This window comes from Citrobacter sp. LUTT5 (assembly GCF_009905315.1).
Lineage (GTDB): Bacteria > Pseudomonadota > Gammaproteobacteria > Enterobacterales > Enterobacteriaceae > Citrobacter > Citrobacter freundii.
Map to the genome: position 1 here is coordinate 3,608,921 of NZ_CP047606.1, position 26,727 is coordinate 3,635,647.

Genomic DNA, 26,727 nt, shown 5'->3' on the forward strand with positions numbered 1-26,727 from the left:
GTTTTCTTCAAAATTCAATAATTATTCATAAACATAAACATTAAAATTGTCATAAACTATTACTCGTAGTTTGGGTTTTTAGGATCATCACAGCAACCAAAGGAGACGGAATGCATCACGCCACCCCGCTTATCACCACCATTGTCGGCGGCCTTGTGCTCGCTTTTATATTAGGCATGATTGCCAATAAACTACGTATTTCTCCTCTGGTGGGATATCTGTTAGCGGGCGTTCTGGCCGGTCCATTTACACCTGGTTTTGTTGCTGATACTAAGCTCGCGCCTGAACTGGCCGAGCTTGGCGTTATTCTGCTGATGTTCGGCGTCGGGCTGCACTTTTCCCTGAAGGATTTGATGGCGGTAAAGTCAATCGCCATTCCCGGCGCGATTGCCCAGATAGCAGTGGCAACGCTGCTGGGTATGGCGCTTTCAGCTGTATTAGGCTGGTCGCTGATGGTGGGGATCGTGTTTGGTCTGTGTCTTTCAACCGCCAGCACCGTGGTGCTACTGCGTGCGCTTGAAGAACGACAGCTCATTGACAGCCAGCGCGGGCAAATTGCCATTGGCTGGCTGATTGTCGAAGATCTGATGATGGTGCTGACGCTGGTTCTCCTGCCAGCCGTCGCCGGAATGTTGGAAAAAGAAGATGTCGGCTTCGCTTCGCTGGCTGTCGATATGGGCATTACCATCGGTAAGGTGGTGGCGTTTATCGCGATTATGATGCTGGTGGGTCGTCGCCTGGTACCGTGGATTATGGCCCGCAGCGCCGCAACCGGTTCACGCGAACTGTTTACCCTCTCAGTCCTCGCCCTCGCCTTAGGTATCGCCTTCGGCGCAGTAGAGCTGTTCGATGTCTCCTTTGCACTGGGCGCGTTCTTCGCCGGTATGGTGCTGAATGAATCTGAGCTGAGCCACCGTGCGGCGCATGACACCCTGCCGCTGCGCGATGCGTTCGCCGTGCTGTTCTTCGTTTCCGTCGGAATGCTGTTCGATCCGTTAGTCCTGATCCAGCAGCCGTTGGCAGTACTGGGCACGCTGGCGATTATCATCTTTGGTAAATCCCTTGCCGCCTATTTCCTGGTGCGCATGTTTGGTCACTCTCAACGCACGGCGCTCACCATTGCCACCAGTCTGGCGCAGATTGGTGAATTTGCCTTTATCCTGGCGGGTCTGGGAATGGCGTTAAACCTGCTGCCGCAGGCCGGACAGAATCTGGTGCTGGCAGGGGCAATCCTGTCCATAATGCTCAACCCGGTGCTGTTCGCGGTGTTAGAAAAATATCTCGCCAAAACAGAAACGCTGGAAGAGCAGACTCTGGAAGAGGCTATCGAAGAAGAGAAGCAAATTCCGGTGGATATCTGCAATCACGCCCTGCTGGTTGGCTTTGGTCGCGTCGGCAGCCTGCTGGGTGAGAAATTGATGGCTGCCGGGATCCCGCTGGTGGTTATCGAAACCTCACGTACCCGGGTGGATGAACTGCGCGAGCGTGGGATCCGCGCGGTGCTGGGAAATGCCGCTAACGAAGAGATTATGAATCTGGCGCATCTGGATTGCGCACGCTGGCTGTTGCTAACCATTCCGAATGGCTATGAAGCGGGTGAAATTGTCGCTTCCGCTCGTGAGAAGTGCCCGTCGATTGAGATTATCGCCCGCGCACATTATGACGATGAGGTGGAATATATTACTGAGCGCGGAGCCAATCAGGTCGTCATGGGCGAGCGTGAAATCGCCCGTACCATGCTGGAGCTAATTGAAACGCCGCCTGCCGGTGAAGTTGCTACCGCCAGTTAATGTTACGTGCCGGATGGCGGCGTAAAACGCCTTATCCGGCCTGCTATTGCTACGCGTAGGCCCGATAAGCGTAGCGCCATCGGGCAAGAACTCAGCGATCCCAGTACGACTCTTCGAGACTGTCTTCCCGTTCCGGCAAACCGCGCGTCAGGCGCGGTGAATGCTGGTTCAGCACCTGGTAACTCACGCGGTTAGCATATTTACACACCTGGGCTAGCGACGAATAGGTCAGCCAGGTGAACTTGTGCTTGCTGGAGTTAGGCACGTTACTGCGGTGATAGCTGTTGGCAGTAATATCATGCAGCAATGCCGCCAGCGCGCCGTCGCCAGCACCGTTGGTATTCATTATCTTTTCTGGCCCGCCCATATACGGTGCAATGTGCGAATACACACGCAGCGGATTGGTACAGTCTTTATGGCGCATGGCGCGGCTGAATTCGTACTGATTGAATTCGGCAATCGCTCCAGGCAGCAGCGGATGCTGGGTTTTACGTTTGACTTCTTCTTCCGTAAAGCCCGCCATATACAGACCCGCCGGACCCGCAGTGCACAGCACCAGATCCACCCAGTCCAGCGCCTTGTCAGACGCCAGCAGCGGATCGTTCTCGCCGGTCAGCGCTTCAGCCTCTTCTTCATTCATCGCCAGAATAGAGACATGCTCTTTGAGGAATGCCTGCCACCACTGCGGGTTATCGGCAATGACGAATTTGGTGCCCAGCGTCAGTACCACCGGCACATTGTGTTTTTTAGCGTATTCAATCGCCTTCATGGTCGCTTCCGGCATCGGCTCGCCCGGCTCGCAGCGCACCAGATAGGACGTCAGCACCAACGCGGACGCTCCGGCAATCACCGACTCAGGGATGCTATCCGCCCGTAGCTTATTCATATGCCCAGGGCTGATTGCGAAGGTACGCTCTCCGGATTCACCAATCAGCGTAAAGCAACGACCAATCGGTCCATTAACGCCTTGCAGGTAGTTCAGATCGGTACGGCTGGAGGTATTGCATAAATAGCGGTACGCATAGCTGCCAATCTCGATATTGCTGCACATCACGCCCAGCAGCACCGAGCGGTCATCCGCCAGCACGGAGTAGTTGTGCATCGTGTTACCGATCGTACCGCCCGCAAACTGATGGGTGATCAAATTTTCACGCACCAGTTCCTGATAGAGCGCTTCTGCGACATCATCGGCGATCACCAGAGAATGCCCGGCGCTTAATCCATAACGTTTTACAAAGTCATCATCCACTTTGGCTTCAATATCCACCAGCGTCTGGTCGATGCCCACCACCCAGGCTGCGCTGGTTTCATTTTCTGGCTGAATTTGTTGCAACAACGGATCGCGCGCGCTGACGGGAAAATAGTGTTTGGATTTACGTTTACCGGGAAATTTCATGGTCGATTTTACGGGTGGTTAACTGAGCGATGCATGGTAGCACATTCCCTGCTGCGCATGCGATGCGACGCTGAGTTTCAATATCGGACGGTGAGATCGCAGTTTATCCGGGATTAATTTCTACAATAACTCACCTTCACAAGGAGCGTTTTATGAAGCCGGAAAACAAAATCCCCGTACTCGACAAAATTTCGGATGAAATGAAAAGCGTGGTGAATTTTCATCGCGACGATTTGCCGCCGTGGCCCGCTGCCGATGACTTCGTGGCCCAGCGCCAACACTACATTCATGAGCGGCGGCTGTGGAATGCCGATGCCCCGCAGATGCATACCCGAGAATGCGTGATTTCTACCGCGTGCGGCCCCGTTGCCACACGCATCTACGCTCCGCAGCCCCAAAGCCAGGCCACGCTGTATTACCTGCACGGCGGCGGTTTTATTCTCGGTAATCTGGATACCCATGACCGTATTATGCGTTTACTTGCGCATTACACCCAGTGCACGGTGATCGGCATCGACTATTCGCTGGCGCCGGAGGCCCGCTACCCACAAGCCATCGAAGAGATCGTCGCCGTTTGCCAGTACTATCATCAACATGCTGGCGACTATTCCCTCAATATCAATACGATTGGTTTTGCGGGCGATTCCGCCGGAGCCATGCTGGCGCTTGCCAGCGCGCTGTGGCTGCGGGATAAACGCATTGCCTGCGGCAAGGTGGCTGGCGTGCTGTTGTGGTATGGGCTTTACGGGCTACAGGATTCACTGAGCCGACGGCTGATGGGCGGAGCGTGGGATGGGTTAACCCGCGAGGACTTGCAGATGTATGAAAACGCGTACCTACGTAGCGCTGACGATCGCGAGTCACCGTACTATTGCCTGTTTAATAACGACCTGACGCGTGACGTGCCGCCGTGTTTTATCGCCGGCGCGGAGTTCGATCCACTGATTGACGATAGCCGCTTATTATTCCAGACGTTACAGGCGCATCAGCAGCCCTGCCAGTACAAAATGTATCCCGGTACGCTGCACGCCTTCCTGCACTATTCGCGGGTGATGAAAACCGCCGATGAAGCTCTGCAGGACGGCGCGCGTTTCTTTAAGCAACAGCTTTAGCGGTAGGCGGCGGTCAGTTTAACCATCATTTCGATATGTTCCGGTGTGGCATTCAACGCCGGAATATACTCATATTGCTTACCGCCAGCCTCAAGGAAAATCTCCCGGTTTTGCACCGCTATCTCTTCCAGCGTTTCGAGGCAATCAGCCGCGAAGCCCGGACACATAACCTGGATATGTCTGGTTCCTTTCTCCGCCAGCATTTTTAACGTTTCGTCGGTATACGGCGTCAGCCAGGGTTCGCGGCCAAAGCGAGACTGGAAGGTCATCATGACTTTTTCCGGCGGCAGACCAAGCGCTGAAACCAGCTCACGCGTCGTATCGCGACAGCGCTGCGGGTAGTCATCGCCTTCATCGGCGTAGCGCTGCGGAATGCCGTGGTAGGAGAGCAGCAGTAAATCAGGTTCGCCATGTTGAGCGAATGAATCCCGGGCACTCTTGGCCAGCGCATCAATGTAGCTGCTGTCATCGGCGTAATCACGAATAAAAGAGACGCCGGGAATACCACGTTTACGCGCTAAGATGCGCGCCAGCTCGTCCCAGACTGCTGCAACCGTCGAACAGGAATATTGCGGGTACAGCGGTAACACCACCATGTGTTCCACTCCGCTTGCCAACAGTTCATCGACCGCGCTTTCGAGCGATGGAGAACCGTAGCTCATCCCCAGCGCGACAGGGGTATCAGGCAGACGTTGTGCTAGCGCCTGCTGTTGCGCCTTGCTGTAGACCATCAGCGGGGAACCGTCTTCCATCCAGATTGACTGGTACAGCTTTGCCACACGCGGCGCTCGCAGCGGCAAAATCACACCACGCAGCAGCAGCCACCACAGTGCAGGGGACGTATCAACTACGCGTGGATCGCTTAAAAACTGGCGCAGGTAGCGCTTAACGGCTTCGGGAGTTGGGGCATCGGGAGTGCCGAGGTTTGCCAGCAGGATACCGGTTTTCGTCTGACGCATTACCGCCTCTTATCGATTCAAATTGTTGATAATTGTAGCGGAAAAGCGGTAAAGAAGAACTAATTGCTGTGAAAGGTAAGACGAGAATTTGCCTGATGGCGATGCGCTTATCAGGCCTACGAGATAATGGCAGACCTGATAAGAGGTTTATTACGCGAAAAAATTAGCCGAGGATTTTTTCCAGCGCTGCGCGCACGTCAGCAACTGCCTGAGTGCCATCAACTTTCGCGTATTTGGTGTTACCCGCCTGCGCTTCTTTAGAGTAGTAGCCAATCAGCGGTGCGGTCATCTGATGGTATTCCACCAGGCGCTTACGTACGGTCTCTTCCTGATCGTCTTTACGGGTGGTCAGCTCTTCGCCGGTCACGTCGTCTTTGCCTTCAACCTTAGGCGGGTTGAATTTGATGTGGTAAACGCGGCCAGAAGCAGCGTGTACGCGGCGACCGACGATACGGTCAACGATCAGTTCGTCAGGTACGTCAAACTCCAGAACGTAGTCCACGTTGATGCCCGCTTCTTTCATGGCGTCTGCCTGCGGAATAGTACGCGGGAAGCCATCAAGCAGGAAACCATTACGGCAGTCTTCCTGAGCAATACGCTCTTTTACCAGCGCGATCACCAGCTCATCAGTCACCAGCTTACCGGCGTCCATGATGTCTTTCGCTTGTTTGCCCAGCTCGGAGCCAGATTTCACGGCGGCACGCAGCATATCACCGGTGGAGATTTGCGGAATACCATACTTCTCCATGATGAACTGAGCCTGAGTTCCTTTACCCGCGCCCGGAGCGCCAAGCAGAATGATACGCATTACGAAAATCCCCTTAAAGGTTGTCGATATTTTTTAAAAAGCGCTAAACGATACCACCATCACGCAATTGGCTCAAGGAAGGTAGTCTGCGCTGAAACGGTTAATGGCGGGAAAATTGAAAATAAGGAAAGAAATTGCCGGATGGCGGTGTAAACACCTTATCCGGCCTACGATCAAAAAGATGTTGTAGGCCGGATAAGCGTTAGCGCCATCCGGCATTACATTACAGGTATCAGGATACCAGCAACTGGTTCATACGACGAATGAACTGGTTCGGGTCTTCCAGCGTGCCGCGCTCGGCAAACAGCGCCTGATCCAGCAGCAGCTCAACCCACTCTTTGAACTGTGCTTCGTCCTGAGTATCCGCCGTGCGTTTTACCAGCACGTGGTCCGGGTTCAGTTCAAAGATATATTTCACTTCCGGTACGGCCTGGCCTGCAGCGGCAAACAGTTTCGCCATCTGGGTGCTCATTTCATCCGCATCGGTGGTAACGATGGCTGGCGTGTCGGTCAGACGGTGAGTCAGACGCACTTCTTTCACGCGGTCACCCAACAGGGTTTTCACACGCTCAACGAACGGCGTCAGCGCTTTTTCCGCTTCTTTTGCCGATTCGTCAACTTCATCCGCCAGCTTGTCGATGGACTCGTCAGCTTTAGCAACGGACTGGAATGCCTTACCGTCGAACTCGGTCAGGTAGTTCATCATCCACTCATCGATGCGGTCAGAAAGCAGCAGCACTTCGATGCCTTTCTTACGCAGCAGTTCCAGGTGCGGGCTGCTCTTCGCCGCCGCATAGCTGTCTGCAGTGATGTAGTAGATTTTCTCCTGCCCTTCTTTCATTCGCGACACGTAATCTTCCAGCGACACGGTTTGCGCGGAGGAGTCAGTGTGCGTAGACGCGAAGCGCATCAGTTTAGCGATCGTTTCCTGGTTGGCGTGGTCTTCCGCCGGGCCTTCTTTCAGCACCAGGCCGAATTGCTTCCAGAAAGTCTGGTATTTTTCCGCGTCGTCTTTTGCCAGTTTTTCCAGCATCTGCAGTACGCGTTTGGTCAGCGCGCTGCGCAGGTTACGGGTGACGGTGCTGTCCTGCAGGATCTCGCGAGAAACGTTCAGCGGCAGATCGTTAGAATCTATCAAACCACGGACAAAGCGCAGGTAGTTCGGCATGAACTGCTCGGCATCGTCCATGATGAAGACACGCTGGACGTACAGTTTCAGACCATGCTTGTGATCGCGGTTCCACATATCCCACGGCGCCTGCGACGGGATATACAGCAGGCTGGTGTACTCCTGCTTACCTTCCACACGGTTGTGGCTCCAGGTCAGCGGGTCAGTGAAGTCGTGGGCGATGTGCTTGTAGAATTCGTTGTACTCGTCGTCTTTGATTTCCGACTTGTTACGGGTCCACAGCGCCTGCGCCTTGTTGATTTTTTCCCAGGAAACCACGGTCTCGCCGTCTTTTTCTTCGGATTTTTCGATCTCTACCGGCAGCGCGATATGGTCGGAATATTTGCTGATGATGGAACGTACGCGCCAGTCATCGAGGAACTCGTCTTCGCCTTCACGCAGATGCAGAGTAATTTCGGTACCACGGTCTTCTTTGGTAATATCAGCAACGGTGTACTCACCCTCGCCCGCGGACTCCCAGAACACGCCGTTTTCCGGCTTATCACCCGCAGCACGGGTACGCACGGTGACTTTGTCCGCCACGATGAAGGCAGAGTAGAAACCAACCCCGAACTGACCAATCAACTGGCTGTCTTTCGCCTGATCGGAGCCCATGGATTCGAGGAAAGATTTGGTGCCGGATTTCGCAATGGTCCCCAGATGATCGATAACGTCATCACGATTCATCCCCACGCCGTTATCGGCAATGGTCAACGTACGCTTATCTTTATCGAAGGAAACACGCACACGCAGCTCACCGTCACCTTCATACAGGTCCGGGTTAGACAGTGCGCGGAAACGCAGCTTGTCTGCCGCATCCGAGGCGTTAGAGATAAGCTCACGCAGGAAGATTTCTTTATTGGAATACAGAGAATGGATCATCAGGTGCAGAAGCTGTTTTACTTCTGACTGAAAACCACGAGTTTCTTGTCCTTTCATGTAGATCTACCTCAACAATGCCATATTCAATGGTAAAAACACGTTGAGGGTGAAATGGGGACAAGCGGGAAGGATTTCAAGCGGAAGCCGCCGTCGCGGCCTCCGTTTGTTCAGAATTTAATCTTGTGTCGTCCTGCCAGAGAGTGCGACAGCGTGGTGCCATCGACCATTTCCAGCTCGCCGCCTACCGGAACGCCATGGGCGATACGGCTGGCTTCAACGCCATATTGCATGCAAAGCTCAGCAATATAGTTGGCGGTCGCCTCTCCTTCGACCGTGGGATTGGTCGCCAGAATCAGTTCGTTGATTTGCTCAGACGCCAGTCGCTGTTCAAGACGATCCAGCCCGATATCATCAGGCCCGATACCGTCCAGCGGCGACAGGTGTCCCATCAGCACGAAGTAACGTCCGGAAAATTGCCCGGTTTGCTCAATGGCGTAGATGTCCGCCGGACTCTCCACCACGCAAATCTGACCGTTTTCCTGGCGACGCGGGTTCGAACAGATGTTGCAGACGTCCTGCTCTGTGAAGGTGCGGCAATCGGCACAGTGGCCGATTTCCGACATCGCCTTCGTTAACGCCTGCGCCAGACGCATCCCGCCGCTGCGATCGCGCTGAAGCAGCGTGAACGCCATGCGCTGCGCCGACTTCGGGCCAACGCCCGGCAGACAGCGCAGTGCTTCCATAAGCTGAGTTAACAGCGGGCTGGTTTGCATCAGAACGGCATCTTAAAGCCAGGCGGCAGCTGCATTCCGGAAGAAACAGAGGCCATCTTCTCTTTCTGCGTCTCTTCAATGCGACGCGCCGCGTCGTTGAATGCCGCAGCAACCAGGTCTTCCAGCATCTCTTTGTCGTCTTCCAGCAGGCTTGGATCGATCTCCACGCGACGGCAGTTATGCGCGCCGTTGATGGTCACTTTTACCAGACCCGCGCCAGATTCGCCGGTCACTTCCAGCTTGGCGACTTCTTCCTGCATCTGCTGCATTTTTTCTTGCATCTGCTGGGCCTGTTTCATCAGGTTACCCAGACCGCCTTTACCAAACATAGGCTTCTCTCTCAATCACGTTAAGGGATGACGACCGTCAAACCATTAGGCTGACGATCAAATGGGGCGAATACTCTCTTCGTCCAGCTCCGCATCGAAAAAACGACGCAGCGTCTGGATGTTATTATCCGCAATAATCGACTCACGCGCCTGCGCGAGCTTCTCTTCATAAATGGCCTGACGCCACTCCAGCGGCGTACGCACCGCAGGATTATCATCTTCAACGATGGTCAATTCAACCGTTGACCCCGTTAAGGAACTCAGTGCTTCGGCCAGTTTTTGCTGCGCGCCACTGGAATTAAGGTGTCGCTGCGTGGAACGCAGGTGCAGGCAAACCACGTTGCCATTCTCTTCTTTCCAGGCATTAAGCGCCACCTGCTCCACCAGTTTAGGCAGCGAGAGCTGGCTCACCTGGGCGGCCCACGGGTCGCGTTCAATGGCTTCAGCCGCAAGCTTTGCTGCCAGTTCCGGCGTTTTTTCATGCTCAAGCGCTTTTTTCAGCGCTTTCGGCGTGGCGACGACTTCTTTGACTTCTGCAACAGGATTGGTCGCTTTCCAGCGATACGCTTCTTTCTTCGCCGGTGCTTTTTCCAGCGCAGAGACTGCCGGACGCGCCTGAACACGTTCCGACACCGAAGCCAGTCTTTCCAGCGCAGCATTATTCACCGGCCGCGCGCGGGAAGCGGCTGCCGGTTCACTCTTTTTTGCTTTGGTTGCTCCCTGAGCACGTTGCAGTTGACTGCGCGCCGCCAGCACCTGACTGGTGGCATCGGAAAGCGGCACATTCTGTTGCTGTTGCGCTGGCGCAGGTTGCTGCTGTGGCACCTGCGTCGGGGTCATCACCGCTGTGGGTGCGACCGGGGCAAACGACTGGCGCGGGACTTCAGGTTCCGGGAGCGGCATGCGCGGATGAAAAGCCAGCGCACGCAGCAGCGTCATTTCGACGCCCATTCGCCTGTCCGGCGCATACGGCAGTTCTTTGCGCCCGATTAACAGGGTCTGGTAGTAAAGCTGCACATCGGTAGGCGGTACAATTCGCGCCAGTTCACGCATACGCAGTTCAATGGCGGCCATATCGCTACCGAGCGCGGCAGGTGAAAGCTGAACCATCGCAATACGATGCAGCAAAGCCGACATCTCAACCAGCAGCGCTTCCCATTCGATACCACGCGCGGCGGCGTCGTTTACCAGCGTCATCACGCGTTCGCCGTCCGCAGCCACAACCGCTTCAACAAGCGAGAGCGCCTGGTCGTCGTCCAGCGTGCCGAGCATGGTGCTGACCGCGTCGGTCGAGACCTGACCATCGCCGCTGGCAATCGCCTGATCGGTCAGGCTTAGTGCATCGCGCAGGCTGCCGTCTGCGGCGCGAGCCAGCAGTTGCAGCGCACGCGGTTCATGGGCGATATGCTCTTCTTTGAGAATATGCTCAAGCTGATGGCGAATCTGTTCGACATCCAGCGCTTTAAGATGGAATTGCAGACAGCGCGACAGGATGGTCACCGGCAGCTTCTGCGGATCGGTGGTCGCCAGCAGGAATTTGACGTGCGCGGGCGGCTCTTCGAGCGTTTTCAGCAAGGCGTTAAAACTGTGGCGCGACAGCATGTGCACTTCGTCGATCAAATAGACCTTAAAGCGCCCGCGCGCGGGCGCATACTGAACGTTATCCAGCAGATCGCGAGTATCTTCGACTTTAGTGCGTGAGGCGGCATCGATTTCAATCAAATCGACAAAACGCCCCTGCTCAATTTCCCGGCAGTTATCGCACACGCCGCACGGCGTAGCGGTGATGCCAGTTTCACAGTTTAATCCCTTCGCCAGCAAGCGGGCGATAGAGGTTTTTCCGACGCCACGGGTGCCGGAAAACAAATAAGCATGATGAATACGCCCTAACGACAAGCCGTTCGCCAGTGCCGTCAGCACATGTTCCTGGCCGACGACGTCAGCAAAGGTTTGTGGGCGCCATTTTCGGGCTAAGACCTGATAACTCATTGGCAGGCTCTGAAAGGCTGGAGGGTGGATTCACAGGAGGGTAATGCTAACACAACCTCGCAGCAACGGCGAGGTTGACACGTTATATTCGGGCGTTATCGTTGCAGTCAGTTTGGTTTCGGGCAGCGCACAGAAACCGGAGCGTACACGCAGTACGTGAGGATTTCGAGCACTGACCGGGGCCAAAATGGCAAAAAAGATAGCCCTAAATTAGTGGCCCGGGAATGGAACCAGGCTATAACAGGTCAGCCCCTGCTTTTCCAGACGCTGCTCGCCGCCCAGATCAAACAGGTTAATGATAAAGGCAGCATCGGTCACTTCGCCACCCAGACGGCGGATCAGCTTCACGGTCGCTTCAATCGTGCCGCCAGTTGCCAGAAGATCGTCCACAACCAGGACTTTATCACCCGGTTTGATGGCATCAACGTGGATTTCCAGCTGATCGGTGCCGTACTCCAGCTCATAGGTCTCAGCAATAACTTCACGCGGAAGCTTACGCGGTTTGCGTACCGGAACAAAGCCGACGCCCAGCCCCAACGCTACCGGCGCGCCAAACAGGAAGCCACGCGCTTCGGTGCCAACCACTTTAGTGATCCCCGCATTTTTGTAGCGCTCAACCAGCAATTCAATGCTGAGGGCGTAGGCTTTCGGATCTTCCAGTAAACTGGTGACATCACGGAAAAGAATGCCCGGTTTTGGGTAGTCGTGGATGCTTTTGATGCTATTTTTGAGAAACTCAAGCTGCTGTGCAGTCGCGGTCATAAGTTTGTGCCTGATTAATACAGTATTACTTCACGGCGCACTATACACTTCATCCTCGACGTATCTTGAATGATTTTGTGTCTATATTAGGGCCAAGGTTACACTTGGTTAACCTTTGACCATCTGCGCCTGTGCTCGAAAACGGTCGAATTTACTGGCTGCGAGAGACAATTGCAACAGCGATTATTGCGCTTTACTGCTTTTGTTGTTTTTCATCAATCACCGGGATCCGCCACATAAAAATCAGTAAACAGACGAGAATAACCAGCAGCAGGCCGCGTACCCACATCATATTGACCAGCCAGAGGGAAATAGCAAACGTCACCAGAATCAACAAAATAGCGCGCGGTTTTGCTCCCGGCGGCATCGCGCGATGTTTTTGCCAGTGACGCAGATACCCGCCGAACCACGAACGGTAAAGCAACCAGTCGTGAAAACGCGGCGATGAGCGGGCAAAACACCAGGCGGCCAGCAGTATAAACGGCGTCGTCGGTAACAGAGGCAATACTACGCCCAGCGTACCTAGCACTACCGCTATCCAGCCAATGATGATTAGAATAATGCGTTGCATAATATCAGTACTTAACACAGAGAATCGCTACTTTAGCATAACAGTTCTCATTTTCATCGGAGTGTTGTTGTGAAAACCGCCATGCTGTTACAGACGCTCGAAAACCAGCTTAACCGCCTGCGACAGCGTTGTGCTCCGCTGGCGCACCACACAACGCTTAGCGCCCGCTTTGACAGGCATCTGTTTCACACGCGCAGCACATTGCTGCAGGCCTGCCTGGATGAAGCTGACGATAATCTTACTGCCCTACGTCGCGCCGTTGAGCAGCAACAACTACCACAAATCACCTGGCTTGCGGAACACCTTGCCTCACAGTTAGAGGCGATTTCACGTGAAACTGCCAGTTGGTCGCTACGCGAGTGGGACAGCTCATCTCCAGGTCTGGCGCGCTGGCAGCGCAAGCGGGTCCAACATCAGGAGTTTGAACGCCGTCTGGTTGAAATGACGCGTGAACGCAAAGAGCGTCTGGCTCAGGCTACCGGCTTTGCAGAACAGCAAAAACTGCATCGTGAAGTAGAAGCATTCGAGGCGCGACTGGCGCGCTGCCGTCATGCTCTGGCAAGAATAGAAAACGTGTTGGCGCGTTTAACCCGTTAATCCCCGGAGAATTTATGTCATTAGAGAACGCCCCGGACGAGGTCAAACTGGCCGTCGATTTGATTGTTTTACTTGAGGAAAATCAGGTTGCACCTGAAACCGTACTGAAGGCGCTGGAGATTGTTAAACGGGATTACGAAAAGAAACAGCTCTCTTCTTCAAAAAACGCGCTATAGCTGAAATGCCTGATAGCGTTGCACTTACCAGGCCTACGAATGAATCGAAGCTCGCAGGCCTGATGAGTTTTTCTATTAACCTACCGAAGGCGTCGAATCATCACCTTTAATGATGTCACGCTTAACCTCGGTCACGGTGTCGCCCTTCGCGTTGTGCAGGTGCACTTCAAGCTGGTTAAAGGCGATATCAATGTCGTTTTCACGGCACAAACGATCGACCGCACGGTTCAGTTCATCAACCGTGTGACTACGATCGCGCAGTTCACGCACGTATAAACGCAGTTCATGATCCAGCGTGCTGGCGCCGAAGGCGGTAAAGAACACAGCAGGCTCCGGATCGTGCATCACTTTCGGGTGTTCCATCGCCGCCTGCAGCAGCACTTTCTTCACTTTGTCCAGATCCGAACCGTAGGCCACGCCGATGCGGATCACCAGACGCGTGGTGGTATCGGAAAGCGACCAGTTGATCAAACGCTCCGTCACAAAGGCTTTGTTCGGGATGATCACCTCTTTGCGATCGAAGTCGGTAATGGTGGTGGCACGGATACGGATCTTGCTGACCGTTCCTGAGAACGTACCGATAGTCACGGTATCGCCGATGCGGACCGGGCGTTCAAACAAAATAATCAGACCCGAAACAAAGTTACCGAAGATTTCCTGCAAACCAAAACCAAGACCAACCGACAGGGCTGCTGCCAGCCACTGTAGTTTATCCCACGAAACACCGAGCGATCCGAAGACCGTCATCGCGCCGATGGCGATGATCGCGTAGTTAAGGATCGTGGTGATCGCATACGAAGCGCCCTGACGCATCTTCAGTCGCGAGAGCACCAGCACTTCCAACAGGCCGGGTAAGTTACGGATCAGCGCCCACGCGACCATTGAGGCAATAATCGCAAACAGCAGGCTACCCATGGTGACGTCTTTCACCACTGCCGCACCCGCTTCGGTACCGTTGTAATGCCAGAGCGTAATGCTGTCGAGATAGCTGAACACGGTGATCAAATCAGACCAAATGGCCCAGAACAAGACACCAAACAGGGCAACCATCACCAGCATAGTTATACGCAGCGTTTGCTGGTTAACCTGCTCAAGCGCGATGGTCGGTTCTTCCTGCGGTTCGGCACCTTCCGCACCTTCTTTCACCAGGTTCTGACGACGCGCCAGCGCACGACGCCAGGCGATACGGCGTGCCGCGACGCTCAATCCACGCAGTACGGTCTGGTACAGCAGGTTCCAGAGAATGACCAGATAAACCGTTTCAATCCAGCGTCCCGCCAGACGCAGCGTGGTGTAGAAATAGCCGGTCGCCGTCAGCACCATTAATGCTATCGGGATAATAGACAGCACGGTAATCGTCACCAGACGCAGACCGTGCGACTCTTTATCACGCCAGCTTTCGCGGCACATTGGCCATACCAGGAAGGCGATCAGCAGCAGGTTGAGGAAAATCACCACCTGACCCAGCACATCGTCCATCAGATTGAGCGGTGACAGTTCAGCAATGACCGACCAAAAATTAAGCGGCAACAGCGCCAGGCTAATACGCACGATTTGGCGGCGCCAATGGCTAGTTTGTTTTGCTGGCATACCAAAATGACGAATTGCCACGCCATCTTTTTCCAGCACCTTCCAGCACAAACCAAACACCAGCCAGAAGACTGTCATCTTCTTACTGAACGCCCACAGTAGGTCGCTGATATTCAACTGCATGGTAAGCAGAATCAGACCTACCGCAAGGATAATCAGGCACGCCGGCAAGGCTCTGATGAGATCGATCAGAATCGCTTTTGGCGTGTTGAGCTGACTGTCATTACGCAGGTTACCCACCGCAGCGGCTAATTTCGCCTGATACTCTTTCAACCATTTCAGACGCCAGCGGATTAACCCGGCAATGAGCAGCAGCGGCAATCCCGCCAGGAACGCAATAAATACTGCGGGCCACGCTTTTTCCCAGTTCACCGTGATTTTCATCGACTTAAACTGGTCTTTAAGCGTTTGCGGGAAAGCTTTGATCCAGTCCCAGTCCATCGGACGGTTACTGTTAACCCAGAAAATCTGCTGCGTGAGGATCCCTTTCAGGTTTTTCGACACGCTCATTAACTGCTGCTGGTTAATTTGCAGATTAATCGCCATCATCAGCTGGTTGCCCAGTTGCTTATTGAGCTGATCCAACAGTTCACGACGCATATCCACAACCTGCAGTAAGGCATCATGGACTTCGCCGTTAACTTCGTTGCTGTGCCCTTCTTCCAGTTTGGCGACAAACGCATCATTCTGGAACAGCGCGTCGCGCTGCTGGTTGACCTCGAACTGCTCCAGACGCAAGTCGGCGATCCGATTGGTCATATCGGCAAGTTCATCCGCCGACGGCAGCGTTTGTTGTTGCTGATACAGAATACGCGACAGCAGCAGACTGCCTTTCAGAACGGCGATCTGTTCTTTAATGTTACGTTCGGATTGCAGCGCGCGGTCAAGCCAGTTTTTGACTTTGATATTTTGCTGCATCAGGCTGTTGCCGTTTTCGGTCGCGGCAATCAGACGCTGGCTGAGCTGATGGTTAACATCAAGCTCCTGCTTCACTAACGGATTGGACTGAATACGCTCGGCTTCATCCGGCGTGACTGCTTCCTGCGCCGTTTTTTCGGTTAACGTCAGTCGCTTGCTGTTCACCGCTTCCTGCAGGAGCTGGAGCTGATGCTCAAGGCGGTTACTGTTCGCCGTCACGTAATCACGTTGTTTTTGCAAGGTATCTTGCAAAATCGTATTACCTTCAAGGCTCTTACGCTGTTGGTCGATCTGCGCATTCAGCAGCGCCTGCTGCGCCTGTAACAGCACCTGCTGGCTGGGGCGTAAAGCACCTTCGCCTACATTAGTACCATCAAGTCGGTTGCGGATTTGCTGCATCTGCTGCGACGCGGTGTACATCGCATTTTGTACGCGCTCTGGCTGAGTCTGGAGCGACACCAGCTGGCTGTTATACGTGGCCAGATCGTTTTGCGAGCTTTGCAGGTCATCGAGCACCTGCGCGACGCGTGACTCAAGCTGTCGTAAGGAAAGCGTGCTCAGCGTTTTTCGCGTTTCGTCGTCATTGTCGACATCGCTGAGCGAATTTAGCGCATCCGTCGCCTGGCGCATTTTCTCCGGCGCCTGGGCCACTTTCTGGCGAAGCTGTACGGTCTCATCTTTCACGCGATCGATTTTATCCAGCGTGGCGATAGTATCGATGAGATCCTGTTGGACCAGCTTATCCTGCGCGGAGAGATCTTTTTGTTTACTCAGTGCGTCCAGTTGGCTCTGAATATCTGCTTTCGTCGGCAGTTCACCACTCTGTTGCGCCCGCGCAAATGCAGATGACTGGCAGGATAACAATAGAATGAAGAAAAGTATGCTAATAGCAATTACATGCTGTGAACGTTTATAGAGCTGCAACATAGTCATGAGAATGAATGTTTCTGAACCGGGAAAGTGACCGGAAATAGTCAAGCGGCAAGAATATCACGGCTGTGACCGGCAGAATAGCAGCAGGCAAAACGACCAGGAGAATTCCTGGTGCAGAATGGCAAACTAGCTTGTCTCTCCTGCCTGCAGGCGCAAGCTTGGACAAAGCAGACACATCTCCAGCAGCACCGCCACGTACTGACGAGCCTCATTCTTCAGATCAAACGATTCGGGAGCAAATAACCAGTTCTCCATGATCCCGGAAATATAGCTACGCATTAACACCGCTACACGACGTGTGTTCAGGTTTTCCGGCAACATGTTGACATCCATACAGTGGCGTAACGTTTTTTCTATACGGTCATAGTTTTCCAGACACAGGCTACGTTCGACTAACTGAACTGATGCTATTTCCCCGACAAATTCGCATTTGTGGAATATAATCTCCATCAATAAACGTCGGCGTTCTTCTGTCACGGTAGTTTCAAGAACGTAAATTAAAATTTCTCTTAATACTGATAGTGGATCGTCAGGGAATTTTGCCTGATACTCAGTCTCTAACTCATCAATGTTAGGTTTTGCTAGCTCCCAGATTTCACTGAATAAATCCGATTTGTTTTTGAAATGCCAATAGATTGCACCGCGCGTCACACCAGCGGCTTTTGCGATCTCAGCCAGCGAGGTGGATGAGACCCCTTGTTGCGAAAACATACGCAGAGCGACATCAAGAATGTGTTGTCGTGTTTCCTGTGCTTGTTGTTTGGTTTTTCGTGCCATAGGTCAGTGAATTTACAGGCGTTAGATTTACATACATTTGTGAATGTATGTACCATAGCACGACGATAATATAAACGCAGCAATGGGTTTATGGGCTTTAAGCCATTGATCAATTTGAAATCGGACACTCGAGGTTTACATATGAACAAAAACAGAGGGTTAACGCCTCTGGCAGTCGTTCTGATGCTCTCAGGCAGCTTAGCGCTAACAGGATGTGACGACAAACAGGCCCAGCAAGGGGGCCAGCAAATGCCAGAGGTTGGAGTTGTTACGCTCAAAACTGAACCTCTACAGATCACAACCGAACTTCCGGGTCGCACCAGTGCGTTTCGTATTGCTGAAGTTCGTCCTCAGGTTAGCGGGATTATCCTGAAACGTAATTTCACGGAAGGTGGTGACATCGAAGCGGGTGTATCTCTCTATCAGATTGATCCTGCTACTTACCAGGCCGCTTATGAAAGTGCAAAAGGCGATCTGGCCAAAGCACAAGCCGCAGCAAATATTGCTCAACTGACGGTGAAACGTTATCAGAAACTGTTGGGTACTAAGTACATCAGCCAACAGGACTACGATAGCGCGTTGGCTGACGCACAGCAGGCAAACGCCGCCGTTGTTGCCGCGAAAGCTGCGGTAGAAACTGCACGCATCAATCTGGCTTACACCAAAGTGACGTCACCGATCAGCGGTCGCATTGGTAAATCATCCGTTACGGAAGGCGCTCTGGTGCAAAACGGTCAGGCGACCGCACTGGCGACCGTTCAGCAGTTGGATCCCATCTATGTAGACGTGACGCAGTCAAGCAACGACTTCCTGCGCCTGAAACAAGAGCTGGCCAACGGCACGCTGAAGCAAGAGAACGGTAAAGCGAAAGTCGAACTGGTGACCAATGACGGCATTAAATACCCGCAGTCCGGTACGCTGGAATTTTCTGATGTGACGGTAGATCAAACCACTGGGTCGATTACGTTACGCGCAATTTTCCCGAACCCGGATCATACCTTACTGCCGGGTATGTTCGTCCGCGCACGTCTGGAAGAAGGGATTAACCCAACAGCATTACTGGTTCCACAGCAAGGCGTTACCCGCACACCGCGTGGCGATGCCAGTGCATTGGTTATCGGTGCAGACAACAAAGTTGAAACTCGTCAAATTGTCGCCGCACAAGCGATTGGCGACAAATGGTTAGTCACTGATGGACTTAAGCCGGGCGACCGCGTGATTGTTACTGGGCTGCAGAAAGTACGTCCTGGCGCGCAGGTAAAAGCGCAGGAAATCACCGCTGAAAACAACCAGCAAGGCCAAAGCGGTAGCCAGCCTGAACAGTCCAAGTCTTAACTTAAACAGGAGCCGTTAAGACATGCCTAATTTCTTTATCGATCGCCCAATATTTGCGTGGGTGATCGCCATTATCATCATGTTGGCAGGGGGGCTCGCGATCCTCAAATTGCCGGTAGCGCAATATCCGACTATTGCACCGCCAGCAGTGACGATCTCCGCGACCTATCCTGGCGCTGATGCCAAAACAGTACAGGATACTGTTACGCAGGTTATCGAACAGAACATGAACGGTATCGATAACCTGATGTACATGTCCTCTAACAGTGACTCCACGGGTACCGTGCAGATCACCCTAACCTTCCAGTCTGGTACTGATGCGGATATCGCGCAGGTACAGGTGCAGAACAAACTGCAGCTGGCCATGCCGTTGCTGCCTCAGGAAGTACAGCAGCAAGGGGTTAGCGTTGAGAAGTCATCCAGCAGCTTCCTGATGGTTGTCGGTGTTATCAACACCAACGGCACCATGACGCAGGAGGATATTTCCGACTACGTTGGCGCCAACATGAAGGATGCCATTAGCCGTACTTCAGGCGTGGGCGACGTTCAGCTGTTTGGTTCTCAGTACGCGATGCGTATCTGGATGGATCCGAACAAACTGAACAACTTCCAGCTGACACCGGTTGATGTAATCAGCGCCATCAAAGCGCAGAACGCCCAGGTTGCAGCCGGTCAGTTAGGTGGTACGCCGCCGGTGAAAGGTCAGCAGCTTAACGCATCGATCATTGCGCAAACCCGTCTGACCTCCGCTGATGAGTTCGGCAAAATCCTGCTGAAAGTGAATCAGGATGGTTCCCAGGTTCGTCTGCGTGACGTAGCGAAAGTGGAACTGGGCGGTGAGAACTACGACATCATTGCGAAGTTCAACGGTAAACCGGCATCCGGTCTGGGTATCAAGCTGGCAACAGGTGCTAACGCCCTGGACACCGCAAACGCTATCCGCGAAGAACTGAAGAAGATGGAGCCGTTCTTCCCGTCAGGTCTGAAGATCGTTTACCCGTATGACACCACGCCGTTCGTGAAAATTTCTATTCACGAAGTAGTGAAAACGCTGGCAGAAGCAATCATCCTCGTGTTCCTGGTAATGTATCTGTTCCTGCAGAACTTCCGCGCGACGCTGATTCCGACTATCGCCGTGCCGGTGGTACTCTTGGGTACGTTTGCCGTCCTGGCGATTTTCGGCTTCTCAATAAATACCCTGACGATGTTCGGGATGGTGCTCGCCATCGGCCTGCTGGTGGATGACGCCATCGTGGTGGTCGAGAACGTTGAACGTGTAATGGCTGAGGAAGGACTACCGCCGAAGGAAGCAACGCGAAAATCGATGGGCCAGATTCAGGGCGCATTGGTGGGTATCGCGATGGTGCTGTCAGCGGTATTTATCCCGATGGCGTTCTTCGGGGGGTCGACCGGTGCAATTTACCGTCAGTTCTCCATCACCATTGTTTCCGCGATGGCGCTGTCTGTACTGGTGGCATTGATTCTGACCCCTGCCCTGTGTGCGACCATGCTCAAACCGATTGCTAAAGGCGATCACGGAGAAGGCAAAAAAGGCTTCTTCGGCTGGTTTAACCGCATGTTCGATAAGAGCACGCATCATTACACCGATAGCGTGGGCGGTATTCTGCGCAGCACCGGTCGTTATCTGGCGCTGTATCTGATTATCGTTGTGGGCATGGCCTATCTGTTCGTTCGTCTGCCAAGTTCGTTCCTGCCAGATGAAGACCAGGGGGTATTCCTGTCTATGGCTCAGCTGCCAGCGGGTGCGACGCAAGAGCGTACCCAGAAGGTACTGGACGAAATGACGGATTACTACCTGACCAAGGAAAAAGCGAACGTTGAATCGGTGTTTGCCGTTAACGGTTTCGGTTTTGCTGGTCGTGGTCAGAACACCGGCATCGCGTTCGTTTCTTTGAAAGACTGGAGTGAACGTCCTGGCGAAGAGAACAAGGTTGAAGCGATTACTCAGCGTGCAATGGGCGCATTCTCGCAGATTAAAGACGCAATGGTCTTTGCCTTTAACCTGCCAGCGATTGTGGAGTTAGGGACCGCAACCGGTTTTGACTTCCAGTTGATTGACCAGGCGGGTCTGGGCCATGAGAAGCTGACTCAGGCGCGTAACCAACTGTTTGGTGAAGTCGCGAAGCATCCTGATCTGTTGGTCGGTGTTCGTCCTAACGGTCTGGAAGATACGCCGCAGTTCAAGATCGATATCGATCAGGAAAAAGCGCAGGCGCTGGGCGTTTCCATTAGTGATATTAATACAACGCTGGGTGCAGCATGGGGCGGAAGCTACGTGAATGACTTCATCGACCGTGGTCGTGTGAAGAAAGTTTACGTCATGTCTGAAGCGAAATACCGTATGTTGCCGGAAGATATTGGAAACTGGTATGTCCGCGGTAGCGATGGACAGATGGTACCGTTCTCCGCCTTCTCTACCTCACGTTGGGAATACGGTTCGCCGCGTCTGGAACGCTATAACGGTTTGCCTTCCATGGAAATCTTAGGCCAGGCCGCTCCGGGTAAAAGTACCGGTGAAGCCATGGCGATGATGGAGCAACTGGCCAGCAAACTGCCATCCGGTATCGGTTATGACTGGACCGGTATGTCCTACCAGGAACGACTGTCCGGCAACCAGGCTCCTGCCTTGTATGCCATTTCACTGATCGTCGTATTCTTGTGTCTGGCAGCGTTGTACGAGAGCTGGTCAATTCCGTTCTCCGTAATGCTGGTTGTACCGCTGGGTGTTATCGGTGCATTGCTGGCAGCAACGTTCCGCGGCCTGACCAACGACGTTTACTTCCAGGTAGGCCTGCTTACAACCATTGGGTTGTCGGCGAAGAACGCGATACTTATCGTCGAATTCGCCAAAGACTTGATGGATAAAGAGGGTAAAGGTCTGATAGAGGCGACGCTGGACGCAGTACGCATGCGTTTACGTCCAATCCTGATGACGTCACTGGCCTTTATTCTGGGCGTAATGCCGCTGGTCATCAGCTCCGGCGCAGGCTCCGGTGCGCAGAACGCCGTTGGTACTGGCGTAATGGGTGGGATGGTGACGGCAACCGTGTTGGCGATCTTCTTTGTTCCGGTGTTCTTTGTGGTGGTACGCCGCCGCTTTAGCCGCAAAAATGAAGATATTGAGCATAGCCACTCAGTAGAGCATCATTGATACATCTCTAAAGATAAGGCCGCGCAAGCGGCCTTTTTTCTGGAAAAATCATAAAAATCACTTATTGCCATTCCGTTTATTTTCTATCGGGTAAATAAGCGATATAATCCTTGCAGCCTTAAAGGCTATTCTTAAAAAAACAGCGAGAGTTCTTATTTACTTTAATAAATATTAAGATTAATCCTATCCACTGGTTTTCATTGTCGGTTGTTGCCTTTCGTTGCTAAACCTAAACAAGATAACCCGATGATTGCCCGAAGAATAAAGAAACTGTCCCATTTCGAATTGCGGCATTTATCTGTTAAAATGTAAAAATGACGTAGCATCATAATTTTACATAATTGTAATTTTTCGTGATATGACGATGAAATCTTTTTTAGAGTAGATTATAGTTAAATCATCAGGAGTCGCGGGCAAGTTCTAGGTAGTTGTTGTATCCATCCCGAAAGGTGTTCGGTTAGTTTAAGCCACTAAGAAGGGGATGCGTTATGGATGAATACTCACCCAAAAGACATGATATCGCGCAGCTTAAATTTCTCTGCGAAACTCTGTATCATGACTGTCTTGCAAACCTTGAACAAAGTAACCATGGCTGGGTTAATGACCCTACCTCTGCAACCAGCTTGCAGCTCAATGAACTGATAGAGCATATTGCAACCTTCGCACTTAATTATAAAATTAAGTACAATGAGGACAATAAGCTGATCGCGCAGATAGATGAATACCTGGATGACACTTTTATGTTGTTCAGCAGTTATGGTATTAATACGCAGGATCTGCAGAAATGGCGGAAGTCAGGTAATCGACTGTTTCGCTGTTTTGTCAATGCCACCAGGGCTAATCCTGTTAGTTTGTCTTGTTAAAAATTATTACAATCATAGGTAAGAGTTATGTCCGATAAACCATTAACTAAAACAGATTATTTGATGCGCCTGCGACGTTGCCAGACTATTGATACGCTAGAGCGCGTTATTGAAAAAAATAAATATGAATTGTCCGACAACGAACTGGCTGTATTTTACTCAGCAGCAGATCATCGCCTTGCTGAATTGACCATGAATAAGCTTTACGACAAGATTCCAACTTCTGTTTGGAAATTCATTCGCTAATTGCACTCAAGGTTAAGTCAGGTATAGCGGCACAGTTGTCTGGCTAACCATTTTCGTATTTACAATGGTTATTTAATTCAAATCACGTGACTATGATCACAGCAAAGAAGCGGGAACGTTCCCCTTGCTTGCATTACGTATTACTGTGCTGAAATAACCTTCAGTACACAGGGAAATCGTAATGCGTAATGAAAAGCAAAAAATGATCGCCGGCGAATACTATCGCCCGGCAGATGAAACACTGCGCAGTGACCGACTACGCGCTCGTCAATTGATCTATCGTTACAATCTCACCGCTCCCGATGAAAAAAATGAGCGTCAGGCAATCCTGCATGATCTGTTAGGTCAGAGTGAGGGTGCCTATATTGAACCCTCTTTCCGGTGTGATTACGGTTATAACATCTATCTTGGTAAAGACTTTTACGCTAATTTCGACTGCGTTATGCTCGACGTCTGTCCAATTCATATTGGTGACAACTGCATGCTGGCACCTGGCGTTCATATCTATACCGCGACCCATCCGCTGGATGCTACCGAGCGCAACAGTGGCCTGGAGTTCGGAAAGCCCGTGACTATCGGCAATAATGTCTGGATAGGTGGCCGTGCAGTGATCAATCCTGGCGTCACGCTGGGCGATAACGTGGTTGTGGCATCAGGCGCAGTAGTCACTAAAAGCGTTCCAGCAAACACCGTGGTTGGGGGCAATCCCGCAAGGATCATCAAAACGCTGTGATCTTAAATGTAACTGTTATGCTAAATTGCGGTTAATCTGTTACTTTCTTAAAAGGGTATCCCCTTTTAAAATAGGGCGATCCCTCCTGAATTTTGCAGATATCATGAAGGCAAGAGATGACAGAAATACAGCGCCTGCTTACTGAAACAATCGACGACTTAAATATTCGCGAGAAGCGCGACAACAAACCGCGCTTTAGCATCAGCTTCATTCGCAAACACCCAGGGCTGTTTATCGGCATGTATGTTGCCTGGTTTGCCACGCTGGCGGTGATGCTACAGTCAGAAACGTTAGTCGATTCAGTATGGCTGCTGGTGGTGCTGTTCGTTGTACTCAACGGCTTTTTCTTTTTCGACGTTGCGCCACGGTACCGCTTTGAAGATATCGACGTTCTGGATTTTAGAGTTTGCTATAACGGAGAATGGTACAACACGCGCTTTGTCCCCTCCTCACTCATCGATACTATCCTGCACTCACCGTCCGTGGATAGCGAACATAAAGCACAACTGCAAAAGATGATATCGCGCAAAGGCGAACTCTCGTTTTACGATGTCTTTACGCTTACCCGCGCCCAGACCACCCAGTAACGGCATCTCAGCGCAGATAAAAAAAGTGCGTTCCTGCCCAGGCAACGCACTTTAATCCCTGAAATGCTGGCAAAGAAACTAACGTCTCTTTTTACGCCCCTGTACTGCTTTAAAGCGCGGATTCGTTTTGCAGATAACGTACAAACGCCCTTTGCGTTTTACTATCTGGCAGTCAGGATGGCGCTGTTTTGCGCTGCGAAGTGAATTGAGTACCTGCATTTTAACCCCGCTTAACGCCAATAAAATGACCAAAACGTTTTTGGAAACGTGCTGCACTACCTTCATTATCAAAGGTTTTTTGTTTCCCGGTATAATACGGATGCGATTTAGAAGAGATATCGAGGGTCACGTACGGGTACATTTCCCCCTCAAACTCAATTTCACGCTCAGTCTTAATGGTCGAACCGACCTTAAAGAATTCATTGGCACTGGTATCGTGAAACACCACAGTACGGTAAAAAGGATGAATATCCGGTTTCATGGCAACCTCAATTTGTTACGTTATAACATAACCAACAAAATACACCACTCTTGTACAAACCACAATCTGATTTACGCTACAGGGAGTTAAACGGGATGATAAGTGGCCGTAAATATATGATGTCAATCGAATAGCTTTTCGGGGTTTCGGATATACTTTCCCTACGCTGTGTAAATAAGGATATCACTGTGACAACACGACATCTGATAAGCCTGGTGACTGGGGTACTGTTCCTTTCCATCCTCGCGCCTGTAGGTTTAAGCCTGTGGCTTGCACATCGTCAGGTCGAAACGAAATTTATCGATGAACTCGACATGTTCTCAACACGAGTCGCATTACGTACGGAACGCGTAGGCGAGCAGGCGAAAAAAGCATTACGCCATATTGAAGCATTTCAGGGGGTGCCTTGTAGTGATGAGCATCTGCTGGAAATGCGTCGTTTGTCATATAGCTATCGCTATATTCAGGAAGTGCTGTACCTCAAAGATAACGTTCCGCAATGCTCATCTCTGGAAAAAAGAAGCCAGGCTGACGCATTTCCACCCGCAATGAAAGTCACTCCTGATGGATATCGCGCATGGCTAACCACGCAAAATGATTTGGGCATCAAGCGCTTTATGGCAGCATTAGGGAGCGAACATTATATTGTGATGGTCGATCCGGGTTCTTTCATTGACGTCATCCCGTTTGGCTCATGGCCGATTGAAGTGACTATCATTGGCACCATGCGCAACGTCGTGGTTGCCAGTAGCGCCGATCTGCCATCGGACGTTTTGCAGCATATACAGCAAGAACGATCGATTACCCATTTTAACAAAGATGGCAGCATTTATAACGCCCGCCCCTTTCCTGAGTTGGGCATCACGATCGTAACCTGGGCGTCTACCCTGCCATTGCAAAAAACCTGGCACCGGCAGGCACTGATCTGGCTCCCGGCAGGCATTCTTATCGGCTTGCTCACCGCCGCCTTTGTTTTGCGTATTTTGCGCCGCTTACAGTCGCCCCATCATCAGTTGCAGGACGCTATCCAGCATCGGGACATCAAAGTCCACTATCAACCAATTATCTCGCTCAAAACGGGGAAAGTGGTTGGGGCAGAGGCGCTGGCTCGCTGGCAGCAGGCCGATGGGAGTTATCTGTCACCTGAAATTTTCGTCGCGCTGGCGCATGAAACCGGGCTGACAGAGTCCCTCACCCGGTTGATTATTGAAAGCGTATTTGAAGATTTAGGCAAATGGCTGCGTCAGCATCCTGAGCAGCATATATCCATCAACCTTGAGTCAGCCGATCTGTCCTCCGAAACGCTTCCAGCCCTGTTAAGCCAGAAGGTGAACCACTGGCAACTTAAGCCTGCGCAAATCGCGCTGGAGCTAACTGAACGCGAATTTGCTGACCCAAAAAACAGCGCGCCGTTTATTGCCAAATACCGTCAGGCGGGTCATTCAATCTATATTGATGACTTTGGTACCGGCTATTCCAGCCTGAGTTATTTGCAGGATCTGGATGTAGACATCCTGAAGATAGACAAATCGTTCGTCGATGCACTGGAGTACAACAACGTCACGCCGCATATCATCGAGATAGCAAAAGCGCTGAAACTTGAGATGGTGGCGGAAGGTATCGAAACCGAGAATCAGGAAACCTGGCTACGCAAGCACGGAGTGCAGTACGGTCAAGGCTGGCTTTACAGCAAAGCGCTGCCGAAAACGGAATTTATACTGTGGGCAGAAAAACGGCTTTAACATGGCTGTTGATGTTGAGATGGCTGGCGGCACGCCGC

Annotated in this window: 24 protein-coding genes and 1 other annotated feature; of the genes, 11 read left to right on the forward strand and 13 right to left on the reverse strand. The window is 52.1% G+C overall.

Features of this window, described 5'->3' with window-relative positions:
• The first annotated feature begins 110 nt into the window (after positions 1-110).
• Complete coding sequence (gene ybaL, locus GUC46_RS17425; RefSeq protein ID WP_003835904.1) at positions 111-1,790, forward strand: YbaL family putative K(+) efflux transporter; 1,680 nt, start codon at positions 111-113, stop codon at positions 1,788-1,790.
• 91 nt (positions 1,791-1,881) lie between these two features.
• Here ybaL and gsk read toward each other — a convergent pair whose 3' ends face one another.
• On the reverse strand, positions 1,882-3,186 hold the full coding sequence (gsk, locus tag GUC46_RS17430; RefSeq protein WP_003021781.1) for an inosine/guanosine kinase: 1,305 nt from the start codon (positions 3,184-3,186) through the stop codon (positions 1,882-1,884).
• Between the two features lie 152 nt (positions 3,187-3,338).
• On the opposite strand from gsk, the gene aes reads away from it, so the two are divergent.
• Complete coding sequence (gene aes, locus GUC46_RS17435; RefSeq protein ID WP_049015705.1) at positions 3,339-4,298, forward strand: acetyl esterase; 960 nt, start codon at positions 3,339-3,341, stop codon at positions 4,296-4,298.
• On the opposite strand, the gene hemH is transcribed toward aes, so the two are convergent.
• The 8 genes from hemH to GUC46_RS17475 all read right to left on the reverse strand — a co-directional run bounded on the left by hemH (position 4,295) and on the right by GUC46_RS17475 (position 12,539).
• On the reverse strand, positions 4,295-5,257 hold the full coding sequence (hemH, locus tag GUC46_RS17440; RefSeq protein ID WP_061549372.1) for a ferrochelatase: 963 nt from the start codon (positions 5,255-5,257) through the stop codon (positions 4,295-4,297). The two genes, aes and hemH, sit on opposite strands and share 4 nt — an antisense overlap.
• Before the next feature lie 163 nt (positions 5,258-5,420).
• Entirely contained in the window at positions 5,421-6,065 is a 645-nt protein-coding gene (gene adk, locus GUC46_RS17445; RefSeq protein WP_003021773.1) for an adenylate kinase, read from the reverse strand.
• A gap of 232 nt (positions 6,066-6,297) precedes the next feature.
• The gene (gene htpG, locus GUC46_RS17450; RefSeq protein WP_003021770.1) at positions 6,298-8,172 is read right to left on the reverse strand and encodes a molecular chaperone HtpG; all 1,875 of its coding nucleotides are present in this window, start codon (positions 8,170-8,172) and stop codon (positions 6,298-6,300) included.
• 110 nt (positions 8,173-8,282) lie between these two features.
• Positions 8,283-8,888 carry a recombination mediator RecR gene (gene recR / locus GUC46_RS17455; RefSeq protein ID WP_003021767.1) on the reverse strand — a complete coding sequence of 202 codons (606 nt, stop codon included), beginning with the start codon at positions 8,886-8,888 and terminating at the stop codon, positions 8,283-8,285.
• Complete coding sequence (locus tag GUC46_RS17460; protein ID WP_003021764.1) at positions 8,888-9,217, reverse strand: YbaB/EbfC family nucleoid-associated protein; 330 nt, start codon at positions 9,215-9,217, stop codon at positions 8,888-8,890. The genes recR and GUC46_RS17460 overlap by 1 nt, the downstream gene beginning before the upstream one ends.
• 57 nt (positions 9,218-9,274) lie before the next feature.
• A complete protein-coding gene (gene dnaX, locus GUC46_RS17465; RefSeq protein WP_003847532.1) occupies positions 9,275-11,206 on the reverse strand; it encodes a DNA polymerase III subunit gamma/tau in 1,932 nt (643 codons plus the stop codon).
• Positions 9,878-9,942, reverse strand: a sequence feature (DnaX frameshifting element). Its footprint overlaps the gene before it by 65 nt.
• 210 nt (positions 11,207-11,416) lie before the next feature.
• Positions 11,417-11,968, reverse strand: a complete 552-nt coding sequence (gene apt, locus GUC46_RS17470; RefSeq protein WP_003021759.1) for an adenine phosphoribosyltransferase — start codon at positions 11,966-11,968, stop codon at positions 11,417-11,419.
• Positions 11,969-12,161: 193 nt separating this feature from the next.
• Positions 12,162-12,539 carry a DUF454 family protein gene (locus tag GUC46_RS17475; protein WP_057101235.1) on the reverse strand — a complete coding sequence of 126 codons (378 nt, stop codon included), beginning with the start codon at positions 12,537-12,539 and terminating at the stop codon, positions 12,162-12,164.
• Positions 12,540-12,608: 69 nt separating this feature from the next.
• Between GUC46_RS17475 and priC the strand changes: the two genes are divergently transcribed.
• Positions 12,609-13,136 (forward strand): primosomal replication protein N'', encoded by a 528-nt coding sequence (priC, locus tag GUC46_RS17480; protein WP_048233189.1) that lies wholly within the window; start codon positions 12,609-12,611, stop codon positions 13,134-13,136.
• A gap of 14 nt (positions 13,137-13,150) precedes the next feature.
• Positions 13,151-13,312 carry a pleiotropic regulatory protein RsmS gene (gene rsmS / locus GUC46_RS17485; protein WP_003021750.1) on the forward strand — a complete coding sequence of 54 codons (162 nt, stop codon included), beginning with the start codon at positions 13,151-13,153 and terminating at the stop codon, positions 13,310-13,312.
• A 75-nt stretch (positions 13,313-13,387) separates the two neighbouring features.
• Here the strand turns inward: rsmS and mscK are convergent, their stop codons facing one another.
• Both mscK and acrR read right to left on the reverse strand, forming a co-directional pair.
• Positions 13,388-16,753, reverse strand: coding sequence for a mechanosensitive channel MscK (gene mscK, locus GUC46_RS17490; protein WP_088902652.1), 3,366 nt, complete (start codon positions 16,751-16,753; stop codon positions 13,388-13,390).
• A gap of 126 nt (positions 16,754-16,879) precedes the next feature.
• Positions 16,880-17,530: a multidrug efflux transporter transcriptional repressor AcrR gene (gene acrR / locus GUC46_RS17495; protein WP_003021744.1), complete on the reverse strand. Its 651-nt coding sequence runs from the start codon at positions 17,528-17,530 to the stop codon at positions 16,880-16,882.
• 141 nt (positions 17,531-17,671) lie between these two features.
• Between acrR and acrA the strand changes: the two genes are divergently transcribed.
• From acrA to GUC46_RS17525, 6 genes are all read left to right on the forward strand, one after another.
• The gene (gene acrA / locus GUC46_RS17500; protein WP_088902653.1) at positions 17,672-18,865 is read left to right on the forward strand and encodes a multidrug efflux RND transporter periplasmic adaptor subunit AcrA; all 1,194 of its coding nucleotides are present in this window, start codon (positions 17,672-17,674) and stop codon (positions 18,863-18,865) included.
• A gap of 22 nt (positions 18,866-18,887) precedes the next feature.
• Entirely contained in the window at positions 18,888-22,037 is a 3,150-nt protein-coding gene (acrB, locus tag GUC46_RS17505) for an efflux RND transporter permease AcrB (protein ID WP_003021736.1), read from the forward strand.
• Between the two features lie 488 nt (positions 22,038-22,525).
• On the forward strand, positions 22,526-22,900 hold the full coding sequence (gene tomB, locus GUC46_RS17510; protein WP_003021733.1) for an Hha toxicity modulator TomB: 375 nt from the start codon (positions 22,526-22,528) through the stop codon (positions 22,898-22,900).
• A gap of 27 nt (positions 22,901-22,927) precedes the next feature.
• Positions 22,928-23,146, forward strand: a complete 219-nt coding sequence (locus GUC46_RS17515) for an HHA domain-containing protein (protein WP_002892050.1) — start codon at positions 22,928-22,930, stop codon at positions 23,144-23,146.
• 181 nt (positions 23,147-23,327) lie between these two features.
• Positions 23,328-23,879 (forward strand): maltose O-acetyltransferase, encoded by a 552-nt coding sequence (gene maa, locus GUC46_RS17520; RefSeq protein ID WP_003021728.1) that lies wholly within the window; start codon positions 23,328-23,330, stop codon positions 23,877-23,879.
• A gap of 116 nt (positions 23,880-23,995) precedes the next feature.
• Positions 23,996-24,466, forward strand: coding sequence for a YlaC family protein (locus GUC46_RS17525; protein ID WP_003021724.1), 471 nt, complete (start codon positions 23,996-23,998; stop codon positions 24,464-24,466).
• Between the two features lie 78 nt (positions 24,467-24,544).
• Here GUC46_RS17525 and ykgO read toward each other — a convergent pair whose 3' ends face one another.
• Complete coding sequence (ykgO, locus tag GUC46_RS17530) at positions 24,545-24,685, reverse strand: type B 50S ribosomal protein L36 (RefSeq protein WP_005125190.1); 141 nt, start codon at positions 24,683-24,685, stop codon at positions 24,545-24,547.
• Position 24,686: 1 nt separating this feature from the next.
• On the reverse strand, positions 24,687-24,947 hold the full coding sequence (locus GUC46_RS17535; RefSeq protein ID WP_003021719.1) for a type B 50S ribosomal protein L31: 261 nt from the start codon (positions 24,945-24,947) through the stop codon (positions 24,687-24,689).
• Positions 24,948-25,135: 188 nt separating this feature from the next.
• Between GUC46_RS17535 and GUC46_RS17540 the strand changes: the two genes are divergently transcribed.
• Complete coding sequence (locus GUC46_RS17540) at positions 25,136-26,689, forward strand: EAL domain-containing protein (RefSeq protein WP_003835927.1); 1,554 nt, start codon at positions 25,136-25,138, stop codon at positions 26,687-26,689.
• The last annotated feature ends 38 nt before the right edge of the window (positions 26,690-26,727 follow it).

Bases quoted from the DNA above. Each gene is read 5' to 3' on its own strand.
- rsmS (WP_003021750.1), top strand. From the start codon at position 13,151: ATGTCATTAGAGAACGCCCCGGACGAGGTCAAACTGGCCGTCGATTTG.
- acrB (WP_003021736.1), top strand. From the start codon at position 18,888: ATGCCTAATTTCTTTATCGATCGCCCAATATTTGCGTGGGTGATCGCC.
- GUC46_RS17515 (WP_002892050.1), top strand. From the start codon at position 22,928: ATGTCCGATAAACCATTAACTAAAACAGATTATTTGATGCGCCTGCGA.
- GUC46_RS17525 (WP_003021724.1), top strand. From the start codon at position 23,996: ATGACAGAAATACAGCGCCTGCTTACTGAAACAATCGACGACTTAAAT.
- adk (WP_003021773.1), bottom strand. From the start codon at position 6,065: ATGCGTATCATTCTGCTTGGCGCTCCGGGCGCGGGTAAAGGAACTCAG.
- gsk (WP_003021781.1), bottom strand. From the start codon at position 3,186: ATGAAATTTCCCGGTAAACGTAAATCCAAACACTATTTTCCCGTCAGC.
- ykgO (WP_005125190.1), bottom strand. From the start codon at position 24,685: ATGCAGGTACTCAATTCACTTCGCAGCGCAAAACAGCGCCATCCTGAC.
- hemH (WP_061549372.1), bottom strand. From the start codon at position 5,257: ATGCGTCAGACGAAAACCGGTATCCTGCTGGCAAACCTCGGCACTCCC.
- maa (WP_003021728.1), top strand. From the start codon at position 23,328: ATGCGTAATGAAAAGCAAAAAATGATCGCCGGCGAATACTATCGCCCG.
- recR (WP_003021767.1), bottom strand. From the start codon at position 8,888: ATGCAAACCAGCCCGCTGTTAACTCAGCTTATGGAAGCACTGCGCTGT.
- apt (WP_003021759.1), bottom strand. From the start codon at position 11,968: ATGACCGCGACTGCACAGCAGCTTGAGTTTCTCAAAAATAGCATCAAA.
- aes (WP_049015705.1), top strand. From the start codon at position 3,339: ATGAAGCCGGAAAACAAAATCCCCGTACTCGACAAAATTTCGGATGAA.
- tomB (WP_003021733.1), top strand. From the start codon at position 22,526: ATGGATGAATACTCACCCAAAAGACATGATATCGCGCAGCTTAAATTT.
- GUC46_RS17460 (WP_003021764.1), bottom strand. From the start codon at position 9,217: ATGTTTGGTAAAGGCGGTCTGGGTAACCTGATGAAACAGGCCCAGCAG.
- GUC46_RS17535 (WP_003021719.1), bottom strand. From the start codon at position 24,947: ATGAAACCGGATATTCATCCTTTTTACCGTACTGTGGTGTTTCACGAT.
- GUC46_RS17475 (WP_057101235.1), bottom strand. From the start codon at position 12,539: ATGCAACGCATTATTCTAATCATCATTGGCTGGATAGCGGTAGTGCTA.
- acrA (WP_088902653.1), top strand. From the start codon at position 17,672: ATGAACAAAAACAGAGGGTTAACGCCTCTGGCAGTCGTTCTGATGCTC.
- mscK (WP_088902652.1), bottom strand. From the start codon at position 16,753: ATGACTATGTTGCAGCTCTATAAACGTTCACAGCATGTAATTGCTATT.
- dnaX (WP_003847532.1), bottom strand. From the start codon at position 11,206: ATGAGTTATCAGGTCTTAGCCCGAAAATGGCGCCCACAAACCTTTGCT.
- ybaL (WP_003835904.1), top strand. From the start codon at position 111: ATGCATCACGCCACCCCGCTTATCACCACCATTGTCGGCGGCCTTGTG.
- htpG (WP_003021770.1), bottom strand. From the start codon at position 8,172: ATGAAAGGACAAGAAACTCGTGGTTTTCAGTCAGAAGTAAAACAGCTT.
- acrR (WP_003021744.1), bottom strand. From the start codon at position 17,530: ATGGCACGAAAAACCAAACAACAAGCACAGGAAACACGACAACACATT.